This window comes from Gluconobacter sp. Dm-62, assembly GCF_018256155.1.
Classification (GTDB): Bacteria; Pseudomonadota; Alphaproteobacteria; order Acetobacterales; family Acetobacteraceae; genus Gluconobacter.
Window position 1 is genome coordinate 1 of the sequence record NZ_JAERLY010000010.1, and the last position, 14,866, is coordinate 14,866.

Annotated in this window: 12 protein-coding genes and 1 pseudogene; 5 read left to right on the plus strand and 8 right to left on the minus strand. The window is 58.0% G+C overall.

Features of this window, described 5'->3' with window-relative positions; translation table 11 throughout:
• Positions 1-112 precede the first annotated feature (112 nt).
• The 3 genes from JK202_RS10710 to JK202_RS10720 are packed head-to-tail and all read right to left on the minus strand — an operon-like array spanning position 113 to position 4,416.
• The gene (locus tag JK202_RS10710; RefSeq protein WP_211560954.1) at positions 113-1,576 is read right to left on the minus strand and encodes an efflux transporter outer membrane subunit; all 1,464 of its coding nucleotides are present in this window, start codon (positions 1,574-1,576) and stop codon (positions 113-115) included.
• The gene (locus tag JK202_RS10715) at positions 1,573-2,742 is read right to left on the minus strand and encodes an HlyD family secretion protein (protein ID WP_211560955.1); all 1,170 of its coding nucleotides are present in this window, start codon (positions 2,740-2,742) and stop codon (positions 1,573-1,575) included. Before JK202_RS10715 ends, JK202_RS10710 begins: the two co-directional genes overlap by 4 nt.
• A 51-nt stretch (positions 2,743-2,793) precedes the next feature.
• Positions 2,794-4,416 (minus strand): MFS transporter, encoded by a 1,623-nt coding sequence (locus JK202_RS10720; protein ID WP_249199962.1) that lies wholly within the window; start codon positions 4,414-4,416, stop codon positions 2,794-2,796.
• A 291-nt stretch (positions 4,417-4,707) separates the two neighbouring features.
• On the opposite strand from JK202_RS10720, the gene JK202_RS10725 reads away from it, so the two are divergent.
• Complete coding sequence (locus JK202_RS10725; RefSeq protein ID WP_408872152.1) at positions 4,708-5,568, plus strand: glucose 1-dehydrogenase; 861 nt, start codon at positions 4,708-4,710, stop codon at positions 5,566-5,568.
• A 50-nt stretch (positions 5,569-5,618) separates the two neighbouring features.
• On the opposite strand, the gene JK202_RS10730 is transcribed toward JK202_RS10725, so the two are convergent.
• The 3 genes from JK202_RS10730 to JK202_RS10740 are packed head-to-tail and all read right to left on the minus strand — an operon-like array spanning position 5,619 to position 9,388.
• The gene (locus JK202_RS10730; protein WP_211560956.1) at positions 5,619-7,865 is read right to left on the minus strand and encodes a xanthine dehydrogenase family protein molybdopterin-binding subunit; all 2,247 of its coding nucleotides are present in this window, start codon (positions 7,863-7,865) and stop codon (positions 5,619-5,621) included.
• A 12-nt stretch (positions 7,866-7,877) separates the two neighbouring features.
• Positions 7,878-8,885, minus strand: a complete 1,008-nt coding sequence (locus tag JK202_RS10735) for a xanthine dehydrogenase family protein subunit M (protein WP_211560957.1) — start codon at positions 8,883-8,885, stop codon at positions 7,878-7,880.
• Positions 8,882-9,388 (minus strand): (2Fe-2S)-binding protein, encoded by a 507-nt coding sequence (locus JK202_RS10740; RefSeq protein ID WP_211560959.1) that lies wholly within the window; start codon positions 9,386-9,388, stop codon positions 8,882-8,884. The genes JK202_RS10735 and JK202_RS10740 overlap by 4 nt, the downstream gene beginning before the upstream one ends.
• A gap of 254 nt (positions 9,389-9,642) precedes the next feature.
• Here JK202_RS10740 and JK202_RS10745 point away from each other — a divergent pair, with 254 nt between their 5' ends.
• The 4 genes and pseudogenes from JK202_RS10745 to JK202_RS16250 all read left to right on the plus strand — a co-directional run.
• On the plus strand, positions 9,643-10,860 hold the full coding sequence (locus tag JK202_RS10745) for an MFS transporter (RefSeq protein ID WP_349291856.1): 1,218 nt from the start codon (positions 9,643-9,645) through the stop codon (positions 10,858-10,860).
• Between the two features lie 104 nt (positions 10,861-10,964).
• Positions 10,965-12,101: an acyl-CoA dehydrogenase family protein gene (locus JK202_RS10750; protein WP_211560961.1), complete on the plus strand. Its 1,137-nt coding sequence runs from the start codon at positions 10,965-10,967 to the stop codon at positions 12,099-12,101.
• Entirely contained in the window at positions 12,098-12,829 is a 732-nt protein-coding gene (locus JK202_RS10755; RefSeq protein ID WP_211560963.1) for a PIG-L deacetylase family protein, read from the plus strand. Before JK202_RS10750 ends, JK202_RS10755 begins: the two co-directional genes overlap by 4 nt.
• A pseudogene (locus tag JK202_RS16250) lies at positions 12,826-13,254 on the plus strand (class I SAM-dependent DNA methyltransferase); the annotation flags it as partial. The gene JK202_RS10755 and the pseudogene JK202_RS16250, both read left to right, overlap by 4 nt.
• A gap of 76 nt (positions 13,255-13,330) precedes the next feature.
• On the opposite strand, the gene JK202_RS10765 reads toward JK202_RS16250, so the two are convergent.
• The gene (locus JK202_RS10765; protein WP_349291859.1) at positions 13,331-14,446 is read right to left on the minus strand and encodes a glycosyltransferase; all 1,116 of its coding nucleotides are present in this window, start codon (positions 14,444-14,446) and stop codon (positions 13,331-13,333) included.
• Between the two features lie 84 nt (positions 14,447-14,530).
• Complete coding sequence (locus tag JK202_RS10770; protein WP_249199963.1) at positions 14,531-14,758, minus strand: hypothetical protein; 228 nt, start codon at positions 14,756-14,758, stop codon at positions 14,531-14,533.
• Positions 14,759-14,866 lie beyond the last annotated feature (108 nt).

The window sequence follows — 14,866 nt, forward strand, 5'->3', positions numbered from 1 at the left end:
AGTGTTTCTTTTTTCAGCCTTTCCAATGGTTTGCCGCTCAATCCAGGTCAGAATCGTGCCCAGTTTTTCACGCAGCAAATAATTAGATATATGAGCGCAAAACTTCACTCTTCTATTTTCCAGAAGGGTTAAGGACGAGGGATGTGGGTTCGGCGTACTGCCAGCCTCCTCCTAAGGCACGGTAAAGAGAAACAAGAGTTTTTTCCGTCCGGATCTGACTGATGGACAGTGCGGATTGGCTGGACAGTAAGGAAGCCTGTGTTGCCACAACGTTCAGATAATCCGTCGCGCCCTGCTTATAGCGCTCCCGGGCAGCATTGAAGGCGGCCTGGTTCTGGAGAAAGGCCTGTTCTGTCAGGGCATGTGTTGATTGGCTTTTGGCATAGGCCGTCATGGCATCATCCACTTCGCGCCAAGCATTGAGCACAGTGCTTCGCCAGTTCAAAATGGCTTCACGTTGTGCGGCTTTGCGGAACTGAAGGGTAGAAATCAGCCTTCCCCCTTCGAAAACAGGAACATTAAGCGTTGGACCAACGCTGAACTGCTTTGCTGGCAAAGAAAAGAAATCAGCAGCAGAAAAGGATTCCGTTCCCATGTTCCCGGCGAGTGTAATGTCCGGGTAAAAGGCTGCGGTAGCGACCCCCACTTCGGCAGTTGCGGCATGCAGACGGGCCTCAGCCTGAAGCACGTCAGGACGTCGGCGGATCAGCTCTGCGGGCAGGCCGACGGGGACGCTGTCGGGAAGGGGAGGCTGGATGGAAGGGAGTCGCAGCTCGGCCTCCAGGCCGCGTGGTGGTTCCGCCAGTAGCAGGCCAATGCTGTTGATGAGTGCCGCTTCAGAATTCTCAAGATCCGGAAGGTCGGCGCTCATGCTTGCGAGCTGCGCCGAAGCCTGTGAGACGTCCAGATTTGTGGCGACGCCGTTGGTAAAGCGGTCCTGCACGAGTTTCAGATTTGTTTGGGCGAGATGGATGTTCGAGCGCAGAATGGCCTGCTGCTTCTGGATACCACGCAGCTCCATATAGCTGGTGGCGAGGTCGCTGATGGCGGCGAGCGCTGTGGCGCGGCGGGCAGCGAGCGTCGCTGCCTCATTGGCCCGTTGAGCTTCGACACTCCGCCGGATGGTGCCGAACAGGTCCAGATCCCAGCTGGTGCTGAGGACGTTTTCGTAAAGGTTAAAGTTCATGCTCGCACCGGGACGCGGTTCGGCGAGTGAGAAAATGCCTTGCGTACTAAGCTGACGATAGGCGTAGGAGCCAGACCAGTTGGCTTGTGGCAATCCAGCAGATGCCGCGACCTTCATCTGCGAACGGGCTTCGCTGATACGTTCTGCGGCAATCTGCAGGTTGAGATTCTGTTTTCCGAGGCGGCTGACGAGGCTGGTCAGTTCGGGATCGCTAAAGCTGTTCCACCACTGTGTGTCGATGGCACCGGCGTAAGTCTGGCTGGCGCTCTGAGGTTCGGGTCCCCAGCTGGCAGGGGTGTCCATGGTAGGGCGGCGAAAATTCGGTCCTATGGTGCAGGCCGAAAGGACCAGACTTCCTGTCAAAAGCACGGAGAAAGAGGGCAACTTCATGGTGCGACATTCGAGGAAGACGATGGCAGAGGAGCAGTAACTGTCATAGGGCTCTGGAGCTGTTCGGCCGTGACGTTATCGAGGTTGGTATCAACGGTAGTTTCCACGGAAAAGCCGAGGCGCAGCAGGCGAGCGAGTGGCTGGTTGGGAGCGAGGATGATCTTGACCGGGAGGCGTTGGACAATCTTGGTGAAGTTGCCGGTCGCGTTTTCTGGTGCGATGGGGGCGAATACGGCGCCTGAAGCGGGGGGAATGCTGTCCACGATCCCGTTCAGGGTCATGTCATAGGCGTCCACATGGATTTTGACGGACTGGCCGGGGCGCATGTGGCGTAAGGCCAGTTCCCGGTAATTCGCGCGGATCCAGATCTGATCGAGCGGGACGAGCGCCATCAGCGCTGCACCGGGGGCAACGTAGTTTCCGGTCTGGACACTGCGTTCGCCGATCATGCCATCTTCCAGCGCACGGACCTTGGTATAGGACAGGTTCAGTTCGGCCTGATGGACATGGGCACGGTCCAGTTCCACCGTCGCCTGCGCGGATTTGTGCCGGGCCTGAAGGATGGGGATTTGGGCCCGGGCGGCTGCGATGCGTGCTTCGAGTGACTGGAGCATGGCCTCCATCTCTCGCAGGCTTGCCGTGGACTGCTGATGTTCCTGCGTGGAGCCTGCACCCGTACGGGCCAGGTTTGTATAGCGCTGGTCGTTCTGCCGGGCGAAAACGAGCTGGGCACGGATGCGGGCCGCTTCCCCGACATTCTCATCAATGATGGCAGGCTGGCGTGACACGCTGGCGGCGGCATCCTGCACGAGAGCCTCATCCCGGGCGAACGTTGCACGGCTCTGGTCCAGTGTGGTCTGATAATCGTGAGGGTCCAGCTCGACGAGGACCTGTCCGGCCCGCACGGGCTGATTGTCCGTCACGTCCACGGCAACGACCTGTCCGGCGATACGGGGCGCGACGACAGTGTAATGGGCTGTGACATAGGCGTCATCAGTCCAGACATGGCGGTTGGGCACGAAAATAATGGCCAGAACGACGACGATGAAAATCAGGACAACGAGGCCACCTCCGATGAACAGCCAGCGGGTGATGGTACGGTGTTTGCGGTCCTGCTTTTCCTCCTTTTGGCGATCCTGGGGAGGCTTGTCGTTCTGATCCGCCATCCTGCGGCAATTCCTTTCTTTTCCTGCCAGATGGCGGGAAGGCTTCTGAGCTTATTTCGACTGAAACACGATACGGGGGGGATAGGTTCGAACAGGAAGCACACAGACCCAGATCATCAGGAACACCACGAGACTGCCGAGCACGACCCAGTCATCGCTGAATGTCAGCGTGGCGGTCTGTCGGCTCATCTGGGCGTGCAGTTCAGTCATGCTGCCGGGATAGGCAGGCTGTCCGGAGGGTGTGAGGGGAGAGGGACGTTGCAGCATGGGGTTTGTGCCTTGCACCAGGCTGTAGCGGACCTGACCAAGACGGTCGGCAATCCGGTCTGAATGAAGCGAGCCGCGTTCGCGGTGCATGAGCTGAAGCAGCCAGATGCCGACGGCTTCCGCAACCGCCCGGGGTGTGTTGACCATAGCGGAGGCGAACGGGCCCTCCGAAGGATCAAGCGTGTTGGTGGACATCATCAGCAGAGGCATGACGATCATTGCGTCTCCGATGCCCTGCAATGCCTGCCACAGATAGAACTGGTCACGGTTCCAGTTGGAGGTGAGGAAGAAGTCACCGACGCAGGCGGTCAGGATGCAGCTCATGCCGATGAAGCTGACAATGCGGGAGTCCACCCAGGTTTTGTTGAGCACCACCGCCATCAGAGGAAGCATCACAAGCTGTATGGCCGCGATTTCAAGGGTGACCGGGTAGATCTGTTCGGGACGGTAGCCCGCAGCGGATTGCAGAAATGAGGCCGGCAGCGCGGAAGAAGACAGTGAAATGACAACGAAGGTCAGCAGGGTACTCGAGCCATACGCAAAATTGCGTCGTCCCAGAAGCTGGAACTTGAACAGGGGAAGTGGATGGAACCATTCGTTCAGAACAAAAAGCGGGATGCAAACAAGACTGGTCAGCCCCAGAACACAGATGAAGGGGCTGTTAAACCAGTCCATCCAGTCACCCATCTGGAGCATAATCGAGAAGGCGCCCATTCCGAAAACGATCAGGAGGAAGCCCTTCCAGTCGAATTTCCAGAACCGCTCATGTTTCGGCGGATCGACCGGCATCCCGTACCACAGCAGCAGGAAGGACAGGGTGCAGAGCGGGATCGACTGCCAGAAGACGAACCGCCAATCCACGAGATCAGTCCATAATCCGGCGAATGTCATACTGAGATTGGGAAAGAACGTGGCGGTCAGGGCATACGCGGCCAGACCGTAAAGCCGTATGGGCGGGGCCAGCACACGCAGGGCGATCGTCATCAGAAGGGGAACGGTAAATCCCCCAGCCAGCCCCTGAAAGACGCGCAGGATATAAAGCAGGGACAGGGTTGAAGTGAACGGGATGAGACTGGACGCCAGAACCGCGAGGATCGTCACGAAGAACGAGAACCGACGCAGGGTCAGGGTAATGGCCAGCCAGGGGGAAACCGACATTCCGATGATTTCCGCCGTCACATACAGGCAGGAAAACCAGCGTTGGGAGTCCATACTCAGGCCAAGGGCACCCGCAATATCGGGGAGTGCCTGAGCGGAGACCTGCTCGTTCATTTCTGTAGCGAAAGAGAGAGCGATGATGCCTGCCAGCCCGAACAGCGACCTTTGCTGGCTCGTCATGGAGAAGTCCGGACGGGGAGAGGGCGCATCATCCTGTGAATTATGCGGGTGCTGCAGGACGGCCTTCAACCTTATTCGGGCCTTTTCAGAATAAGGAAAAATTTAGGGTTTTTCAGACAATCCAAGAGGGGAAGATGGGCGTTGAAGCCTGCTGCACCATTTTTGCGATGTCCATATTATCAGGTCGATGTCGCGCTTTGACGTCTCGTGTCGGCAGAAGATGCGTTCGTCTTCTGCGAATTGTGCACGACAGCAGATCACCCATCAGAGACGTGAGGCAACACTTGGCTGCCCTGGCAGTTGAACATGGCAGACGTGTTTTCTCCGGAAAATACCAGACCCCTTTTGGAGTGGTGTTTCATGCCTGATTATATTCTTCCGCAATCCCAGGATCATCAACCCGGCCTGGAAGGCCTGATGCAGCCCAAGGCCATTCACATCCGGCCTGACTATCGTGGCAGCGGTAAGCTTGAGGGCAAAAAGGCTCTCATTAGCGGGGGTGACAGTGGGATCGGGCGTGCTGCGGCCATCCATTTTGCCCGTGAAGGCGCGGATGTCGCGATCCTTTATCTGGAAGAGCACGAAGATGCACAGGAGACTGTGCGTCTCATTGAGCAGGAGGGCCGCAAGGGACTGGCCATTGCCGGTGATGTCTCTTCCAGTCAGGTCTGCAATGATGCCGTCGCCCGAGTAGTGGACGCGTTTGGAGGTCTGGATATTCTCGTTAACAACGCGGGTGTCCAGATTGTTGAGGAAGATGTTGAAGCCATATCCGACGAAGAATGGCAGCGTCATATGGACACCAACATCAACGGCTATTTCTATCTGGTCCGTGCCGCCCTTCCGCATTTTGGAAAGGGAAGTGCGGTCATCAATACGTCGTCCATCAATGCCTTTGCTGGAAACAAGGCACTTCTGGCGTATTCGACAACCAAAGCTGCAGAGATGGGGTTCACACGCGCTCTGGCGTTACAACTGGTTTCCAAGGGTATTCGCGTGAATGCCGTGGCTCCGGGCCCGGTCTGGACGCCGCTTCAGCCCGCAAGCTGGGGTGTTATTGATCCGCAGGCAGTGGCTGATCTCGGAAAAGATACGCCCATGGGACGGTGTGGTGATCCCGCGGAGCTCGGACCGGCTTATGTCTATCTGGCGAGCGAAGATGGATCTTTCGTGACCGGACAGACATTGCATGTGAATGGTGGGATGATCGTCAACGGCTGATTGCCTATGCTGTCTTCTTTGGTCCGGATGGACCAAGGAAGATTCAGGGATCAGCTGCCCGGCATAATGGGCAGATTGCGGTGACGCTGGCCTGTCGCATGGAAGATGGCGTTGGCGATGGCCGCGGCTGTTCCGCACATCCCGATTTCGCCTACGCCCTTGATCCCGAGCGGACTGACTTCCGGGTCCTTTTCCTCGACAAAGAGGATGTCCATGTCCGGAATGTCGGCATGAGACGGGATGTGATACTCGGCGAAATTGTGGTTCATGAAGCGGCCGACGCGTTCGTCCATCAGGGATTCTTCGTGCAATGCCATGCCTGTTGCCATCACCATGGCGCCGCGGACCTGACTGGCTGCGGTCTTGGGATTCATGATGCGCCCGGCGGCGACGGCATTGACCAGCCGTGTCACGCGAACGATGCCGAGTTCTTCATCCACGCGGACCTCGCAGAAGACCGCGCTATGGGTGAAGCGGGCTTTTCTCATCTGGCTGATGGTGCCGCGCAGGCCTGGCTTTGCGGTTTCCTCGACTTCAAGCCTGTCCTGACCTGTCAGGGACAGGGCTTCGGAGAGGGACAGTCTGAGATTTTCGTCTGCGTTCTTATCCTGAAGGAATCCGTCCTGCAGGACCGTGGTATTGTTCAACAGGCCTTCCGTCAGCCAGGCGGAGATGTTTCCGCTTTTGCCTACCGCCTTAAACAGCTTCTCGCGCAGGCTTTGGCAGGCGAGCCAGACAGCGGCCCCTGCGGAGGCGGCTGTCCATGAGCCGCCCTCTGTCGGGCATTCGGGAAGGGTTGAATCGCCCAGTTCAATATCGATCATCTCGATGGGGATGCCGAAGGCTTCCGAGGCGGTCTGGGCCAGGATTGTGTAGGTTCCGGTTCCGATGTCCGAGGCGGCGGTTGCGATATGCAGTCGTCCGTCTGCCGTCAGTGTGGCGCGGGCGGATGTGGGGGAAAACATCGCGTCCCAGATGCCTGTCGCCATGCCCCAGCCGACTAGTTCCTTGCCGTCACGCATGCTTTTCGGGGCCATCGGGCGGTTGTACCAGCCGAAACGCTCTGCACCCTCATGCATGGCCTCTTTCAGCGCTTTGCTGGTCAGCGGCATGTCATGCATGGCGTCAATGTCGGAATAGTTGTGCAGGCGAAAGTCCAGCGGGTCCATGTTGCAGGCATAGGCCATTTCATCGATGGCCATTTCAAACAGGTTGACGCCTGTGGCGGCTCCGGGAGCACGCATGTCGCTGGAAGTGTAGGTGTCACGCGGGGCGACTTTGTAATCAGCCGTGGCGTTGGGGCATTTGTAATTGATCAGGCCCCAGATCACGAGGTTTTCCATGTTGTGCTCAAAGCGCGACGTGTCCGTCACACCGTTGACGATCATGGACTGCAACGTGCCGTCCGGCTGGGCGCCGAGGGCGATGTCCATGATGGCTTCCGGGCGGAAGACATGGGTGAACATCTGCTGGCGGGTCAGGGTGATCCGGACCGAGCGCTTCAGCATTTTTGCGCCAAGGGCTGCGAGGAACACATTGTGCTGGGCGCGCAGCCCAGACCCGAACGCCCCACCCACATAGGGATTGCGCACGCGAACCTGATCTTTTGAAAGGGACAGGGCGCTTGTCAGGTAGGCCTGTACGGCCTGCGGCCCCTGTGTCTTGTCCCAGACCGTGAAGCTGCCGTCCTCTTCGGCGATGACGGTGGTTGCGTGCATCTCCATGGGATTGTGATGCTCGGGGGCGAGGTGATAGCGCCCTTCAATTTTGATCGGGCTGAGGGCATAGGCCTCGGCAGCATTCCCGCGTGATTTGGGTGGCACAAAATTGCTGCGGGTTTTGCCCGGCATGTATTTCTGGTGCAGGGACGCTTCGAAGTCCGCGTTATGCGGCCAGCGTTCGTAGTCCACTTCCAGAAGCATGGCGGCTTCACGGGCGACTTCGAATGTCTCTGCCAAAATAACGGCGACGGGTTGGCCGTTGAAGCTGATTTCCGCGTCATGGAGTGGTCTGTAGGGAGAGCCGGGGACGCCCAGACCATCCATGTAGGATTTTTCAAAAAGCGCGCTGTGGGGGCGGTTGAGATGCGTCATGATTTCCACCACGCCCGGTATCGCACGGGCGGCCTCGTCCCGGATTGTCTCGATCTGGCCGCGGGCGATGGGGCTGTTGACGATGAAGCCGTACAGCATGCTGGCAGGGTGCGCTTCGGCGGCGTAGCGGGCCTGTCCCGTCACCTTGGCGAGGCCGTCGATCCGGGAGACGGGCTGTCCGATTTTCACTGAATGGAGGGTCATACCCGGGTTCTTTCAGAAAATGGTCTTTTGCGTCTGGGACTGGGGCGTGCCCGCGGCGGCCTGTGACAGGGCGCGGATGATCACGCGGGGGGCCAGCTTCAGCTTTGCGGCGTTATCCCGGTCGGTGACGGCACCTTGCAGCAGGCATTCGGCAACGTCGCGGAATAGGGAGGGGGACGGCGCTTTCCCCTCAAGCAGGGCTTCGGCTTCCGGAACGCACCAGGGTTTCGTACCGACGCCACCCATTGCGATGCAGGCCTTGCGGATTGTGTTGTTTTCGATTTGCAGCCCTGCTGCGATGGACACGATCGCGAAGGCGAAAGACAGGCGGTCGCGGATTTTGAGATACGTCTGATGAGGGCCAAAGGAGAGCGGCGGAAGGTCGATGGACGTGACGATTTCGCCACCCCGCAGCACGTTGTCCTGCCAGGGTGTATCTTCCGGGAGGCGATGATAGTCACGCAGGGGAACAGAGCGCTCACCTTCGGGGCCTGTCAGGTTGACCGTCGCGTTTAGGGCGGCGAGGGCCACGCACATATCGGACGGGAACGTGGCGATACAGGCGTCGCTGGTGCCCAGGATGGCCATGATCCGGTTGCGGCCGCCTTTGGCGGAACATCCCGTACCGGGAGAGCGCTTGTTACAGGCCATGTCGGGGTCATAGAAATAGTGGCAGCGGGTGCGCTGGTTCAGGTTCCCACCATTTGTGGCCCTGTTGCGGATCTGGGGGCTGGCACCGGCAAGGATGGCGGAGGCCAGAAGGGGGTAGCGCTCGCCGACGAGCGGGTGGGCGGCGGTATCGGCATTGGTGGCGAGGGCGCCGAGGCGCAGGCTACCGTCCGGACGTTCCTCGATCTGGCTCATGGACAGGGCATTGAGATCGACAACATGTTCGGGGCGTTCGACGTCCGATTTCATGAGGTCGACGAGGTTCGTGCCGCCCGCGAGATAGCGCGTATGGTCCGGGATGTTACAGGCGGCATCGAGTGTGTCGGGGCGGGAATAGGAGAACTGTCTCATGCAGCCTCTCCGGCCCGGTCCTGCTGATTTTGAGCAACGACCTGCTCGATGGCATCGATAATGCCGTTATAGGCGCCACACCGGCAGAGATTGCCGCTCATGAATTCGCGGATTTCCTCGCGGGTGTGAACATGCCCTTCTTCCAGAAGCGCGACCGCCGACATGATCTGTCCCGGGGTGCAGTATCCGCACTGAAAGGCGTCCCGGTCGATAAACGCCTGTTGCATTGGATGTATGTGGCCGTCCTGCCCGATACCTTCGATCGTCGTCACCTCGGCATCAGGGATTGAGACAGCCAGAATAAGGCAGCTTTTGACCCGTTTGCCGTCAACGAGAACGGTGCAGGCGCCACACTGACCGTGATCGCATCCTTTTTTGGTTCCGGTGAGGTCCAGACGTTCCCGCAGCAGGTCCAGCAGGGTGACGCTGGGCGGGATATCGATCGTGTATGGCTCTTCGTTGATTCGAAGGCGACAGGGGCTGGTGGCGGATACATCTGGCATAGAAAAATCGCTCCGGTCAGCATCATTTTGTCAGGAATGTTGAGTTGTAAGAGCGGCAGCGAGTGCAAGTTTCACGCCGGGTCCGATAATTCCGGATACAGAGCTGGCATCAGTCGAACAAAGGCGCAGGCCATGGCGGAAAAGAATTTTCTTTGGGTATTTTCGTAACGCGACCGTGATCTGACCGTTCAATATTCAAGGGGCAGAGCTTCAGTCTCTGCCCGGCTTCTGAAAAGATCTTGATGGGACCCATAGTGATAGAAAACAGAGCGCAGTCCCGGCATCGGAAGGATGATTTTTCCCTCGACGGATTGAGCTTTCTTCTCGCGGATGTTCAGGACAATCTGGGAAACTTCCTGACGGCATTTCTGACAATACAGAGCTGGCCTTCGAGCCGGATCGGAGCCGCTATTGCCGCGGGTGGCCTTGGAGCCGTTCTGGCGCGGTTCATCGGGGGTTGGGCACTGGATATCATTGCGTGCCGCCGGCTGATGCTTGCTGTCTGTTGTGCGGTGACGGTTGTCTCCGTCGCGATGATGGCCTGGGTGCCGCTGTTCTATCCCATTGTTGTTGCGCATTTCCTTGCCGGTGGGGCCGGCGCTCTTTTCACACCTATTCTGGCGGCCATCAGTCACCATACGGCAGGAGCCCGGGGCTATATCGAGCGCATGGGCCGCAATGAATCTTTCAACCATCTGGGCAATGCGTCTTCCGGTTTTCTGATGAGTCTTCTGGGCCGGATGATGGGGCCTGTAGCCCCCTTATGGGGCGTTGGAGGTCTTGCAGCGGTCAGTCTTGTGCTTGTTGGGGGATTTTCGGCGCAGGCTGACGAACCTTCCGGACAGTCACGGGAGGCCGCTTCGATGCGGGAGACCCTGCGGGCGATCTGTACTCTGTTGTCTGAGCCGCGACTGGCTGTTTTCCTTGCAACCTATCTGCTGTTCAATGTGGCGAATGGGGCAGTGGTCCCGCTCATGATCGAGCGGTATGCCTTTGCCCATCTCGGTGATCCCGCCGTTGTGACTGCCATCTGTATCGTCGTGGCCCAGATCACCATGGCGCCCGTTGCTTTTTTTGTTGGGAACAAGGCGATGCAATGGCCCCGGAAACCTCTGTTCATTCTTGCACTGGCCCTGCAGCCCGTCCGCGACAGTCTGGTCATTTTGAGCACGGGCTGGCCGATACTAACCCTTATTCAGGTTCTGGACGGTCTTTCGTCCGGCATTATCCTCGTCCTTTTTTACGCCATTCTTTCGGATATCGCGTCTGGGAGTGGACGACGTAATCTGCTGATCGGACTGGGACTGGCGCTAGGGACGATCGGGGCGCTTGTGTCCAATCTGGCTGGCGGTGCTCTGGCATCAGGGTACGGGTTTAATGCGACCTTCATCATTCTGGGCCTTACAGGTGCCGCCGTAACCTGCCTCTTTGCATTCGGCATGCCGGAAACCCGTCCGGCGGCTTCCAATTAGGGTTTCCGCAAGGATGGCGGTGACGGAAACTTGTAGTCGGGAGGGGATCTCCGGGTGTCTGCCAAGCGTTTGTGTTTGCGGGTCGTGTGGAGAGATGCCTGGGCATGCGAAAGCCGGATCAGAGTGAACCTGACAAGTATCTCCATGCCTTTCAGGACAGGCTGAAGCATCTGTTCAAGGTCTGGAAGGCCCGACCTTTCACGTCTTCAGAAAAACACTTCCCTGCAGAGCTTCTGAACGCACTGCGAGAGATGGGTGCGTTGGATTTCCTGTTTCCTGTTGGGCAGGGAGGGTGTGGACTGTCCTGTTCGGCTGAAGGATGCAAAACGCTCCTGATGCTTCTGCGAAGGACGGGATATCTGAACCTGTCTCTGGGGCGATGCCTTGAAGGCCACGTCAATGTTCTCCGTCTTGTGGAGCTGTATGGCACGGCATCGCAGCATCAGGCTCTGGCGCGTGCTCTGCAACATGGGGTTCTGGCGGGCATATGGGTTACGGACGGTACCCCTCCGGTGACGATGCGAAGGCATGGAGAAGGGTATGTGCTTTCCGGGATCAAGGGATTTGCGAGCGGTGTCAGTGAAGTAGGTCTGGCGTTGATAACGGCCACGAACGAGGAAGGCGTGTCTGTCATGGTTCTGGCTCCGACTAAGGACGCAGACCGCAGACGTCCCGGCCCGGGTACGCTCACAGGGATGCAGGCGAGCGGCACAGGCGCTTATGATTTCACAGATGTTTTCGTTACTGACGGGGATCTTGTAGGCGAGGGAGGAGACTACCTGCGCCAGCCCGAGTTTTCTGCGGGAGCATGGCGTGGGTCAGCCGTAGCGCTTGGCGGAATGGACAGGCTGGTCGATCTGCTGAGAGAGGAGCTTCTCGGACGGGGGCGCGCTGAAAATCCGCATCAGCTTCACCGGATCGGAAAAGCAGTGATCCTTCAGAAGACCGCCGCCATGTGGGTTGAGCAGGCAGCTTCGGCCGTCTGTCATTCCTCGGACATGAGCCCTGAGGACGTCACGGCGACCGTCAATCTTGCAAGGATTGCTGTGGAGGAGGCGGCCCTTGAATTGATTGTGCTGGTCCAGCGCGGTCTGGGGCTCTCGGCGTTCGTGCAGGGGCGAGCAGTTGAACAGGTTATGCGGGACCTTGCGACCTATCTGAGGCAGCCTGCTCCGGATGAGGTGCTGACGGAGGCCGCCGCATGGTTCATCAGGCATGACCGGCCGGAGGATCGCATATGAAGGTTCGGGACATGCTTCGGCATTTTTCAGAGTTTCCGGTGAAATCCTTTGAGGCGATCATGCCTGGAACGGCATTCATCCTCTCCCCGCATCCGGACGATGAAAGTCTGGGGTGTGGGGGATTTATCGCCTGTGCTGTGGAGAATGAGCAGCCCCCAGTGGTTGCGATCGTTTCCGACGGTTCAGCGTCCCATCCGGGGTCGGCGATATGGCCGCCCAAGAGGCTTGCACGGCTTCGTCAGGAAGAAAGCCGTGACGCTGCGGCGGTGCTCGGTCTTCCTTATGACCGGCTGCTGTTTCTGGGCTTGCAGGATGCAGCGGTTCCCACACAAGGCGACAGTTTTGATGCTGTCGTCCAGCACCTCTGTGAGGTTGTCGAACGCTATGGTTGCCAGACGGTTCTGGTTCCATGGCGATACGATCCTCACTGTGACCATGAGGCTGTCTGGATCATGGGGCAGAAACTGAAGGCTTTGTTGCCCCGGTTGACGCTGCTGGCGTACCCCGTATGGGGTCTCACGCTTCCGCCTGAAATGGAGATCGATGAGATGGCCCCGACAGGGGCGCGGCTTGATATACGCAAGTTTCTAAGCAGAAAACGGGCTGCCATTCAGGCACATCGGAGCCAGAGGGGATTGATTGTAGATGATGATCCCAGCGGCTTCGTGCTTCCCGAGCATCTTCTGGAAAAGATGCTTTCACCCTATGAAATCTTCATCGCATCATGATTGGTGGGACATGGAAGCCGGATGTCTTTGAGCGTCTGTTTCAGGATAATCCGGACCCGTGGGACTTTGAAAAAAGTCCGTATGAGCAGAAGAAGCTGGCGCGGGTTCTGGCTTGTCTTCCTGTTGCCCCGGTCTCGTTCCTGGTGGAACTCGGCTGCGCGATAGGTGTCAGTACGTTGGCGCTTTCAGAGCACTGCGAATGTCTGCTCGCAGTCGATGCATCGGAAAATGCGCTTGTGATCGCAAGGAGGCGATGCCAGGGACGGAAACATATCAGTTTTCTCAAGGCTTTCCTGCCAACTTACTATCCTGTTGCTGAGGCTTCAGGATGTGATCTTGTCGTTATTTCCGAGCTTCTTTACTTCCTGACGCCCGCAGACATCACGCTGCTTGCGGATATGGTCATGAAGAGCCTGAAACCGGACGGGCACATCCTGCTCGTAAACTGGACAGGACAGACCGACACGCCGTGCACGGGGGACGACGCGGCCGAGTGCTTTATCAGGGCCTGTCGCGAAAGGCGCTGGATCCCTGATCTGTCAGAGCGGGGTGAGGGATATCGTATTGATCGACTATCGTCCTCTGAAAATTTTCAGGAGAACTCTGTTTCATCCTGCGAAGAAGGCTGAGCACGCGCAGGGCCCGATCATGATGCCGGTGTAGTTCGTTACGGCTGATGGGAATGGATGGAAATTCCGGATAGGGGGGCTTTGTGCGCGAAGACCGGCTTCCCTGACAGTATGCCAGTTCTCTGCGAATGCGCAGCATGCGTCTGGAGACGGGTTCGAAGGCATCATCGATATATTCGTCCGGGGCGATCAGCCGCCGGGCCAGTGTCTCTGCCATTCCTCCCCGGGCACGCCCCTGAAGGCGCGCAGACACATATACCGTAACTTCCGGGGCGTGGCGGACTGGAATTCCCTTCCGTCGTAACGCGCGATAAAATTCCCGATCTTCGCCGGATGGAATGTTCGGAATTCCACCCACCTTGCGCCAGGCCTGATGTGTAACGGCGATGCTTGCCCCTGAGTGTTCCAGATGCCGCGGCCAGGGGTCATGGGGTTCGGGGCTGAGCAGCAGCCGGATTTGATCGAGAACGGCGCCATAAGCCTGTTCCGTCTTTTCGTCTTCATGAAGACGAAAAGGAATTTTCGCATGGTCTTCAGGGGAAAGAAGTACCCGGCCAAACACTGCTTCGACAGGATACCGGATAAAGGATGCGAGAATACTGTCGATCCAGTCACGGGAGACTTCGCTATCGGCGTCTGTCGTCAGGAGGATCGCGTCCGGCGAGGCAGTTTTGGCAGCGTGCGCCATGGCATCCCGCCGAGCTACTCCTGCACTCGCTTTCGTCTCGTCATAAGTGACCGATACAGTTTTCAGTTCGAATGGCAGCCGATCAGTCAGAGCGGTAGCCTGGTTAACGGTATCGTCCGTCGTGTTGTTGATCCAGAGCACAACCTTGTCCGGCAGGCACGTCTGAGCCGCGAGAGCGAGCAGACAGGGAATAATATGCTCAGCCTCATTACACACGGGGATTGCGACAATCCTCTGCTTTTTCCGGAACAGGATTGATCTTGGCAATAATACGGACGCTGATCTGTTCGCGGGAAGCAGGCATTCTTCCGGTTGAGCCCGGTGCTTGGCCTCATAAAGAAGAGTGGCTGGGGTTGCCCAGTCCGCGTGTGCATTCCGCATATTTTAGACGCCTGCCATCATATCCAGTGGAGATGTGGTCTCGATCCGGTTTGTTGGGTTTTCCGGCACATTGGGAAGAACCGGCGTTTCATCCCGCTGCGGAGCGTCATCTTCAGGAGGCTCGTCCGTGATTGGACTTTTGTCAGGATAAGGATCGAAGCGTTCCCGCTCATCTGGAGCGCCGGGGGCTTTTGTAGGATTTATGGGAAGGGGATGATTGGAAAAAGGCATGTTCGCCTCCATTGATGAGACAGATCAATGGTTGAGATGAACGAGAGTTCTGATCACTTAAACAGGATGTGCTTCGTCCGTTCCCATGTTCTCCGCAAATTATACTCT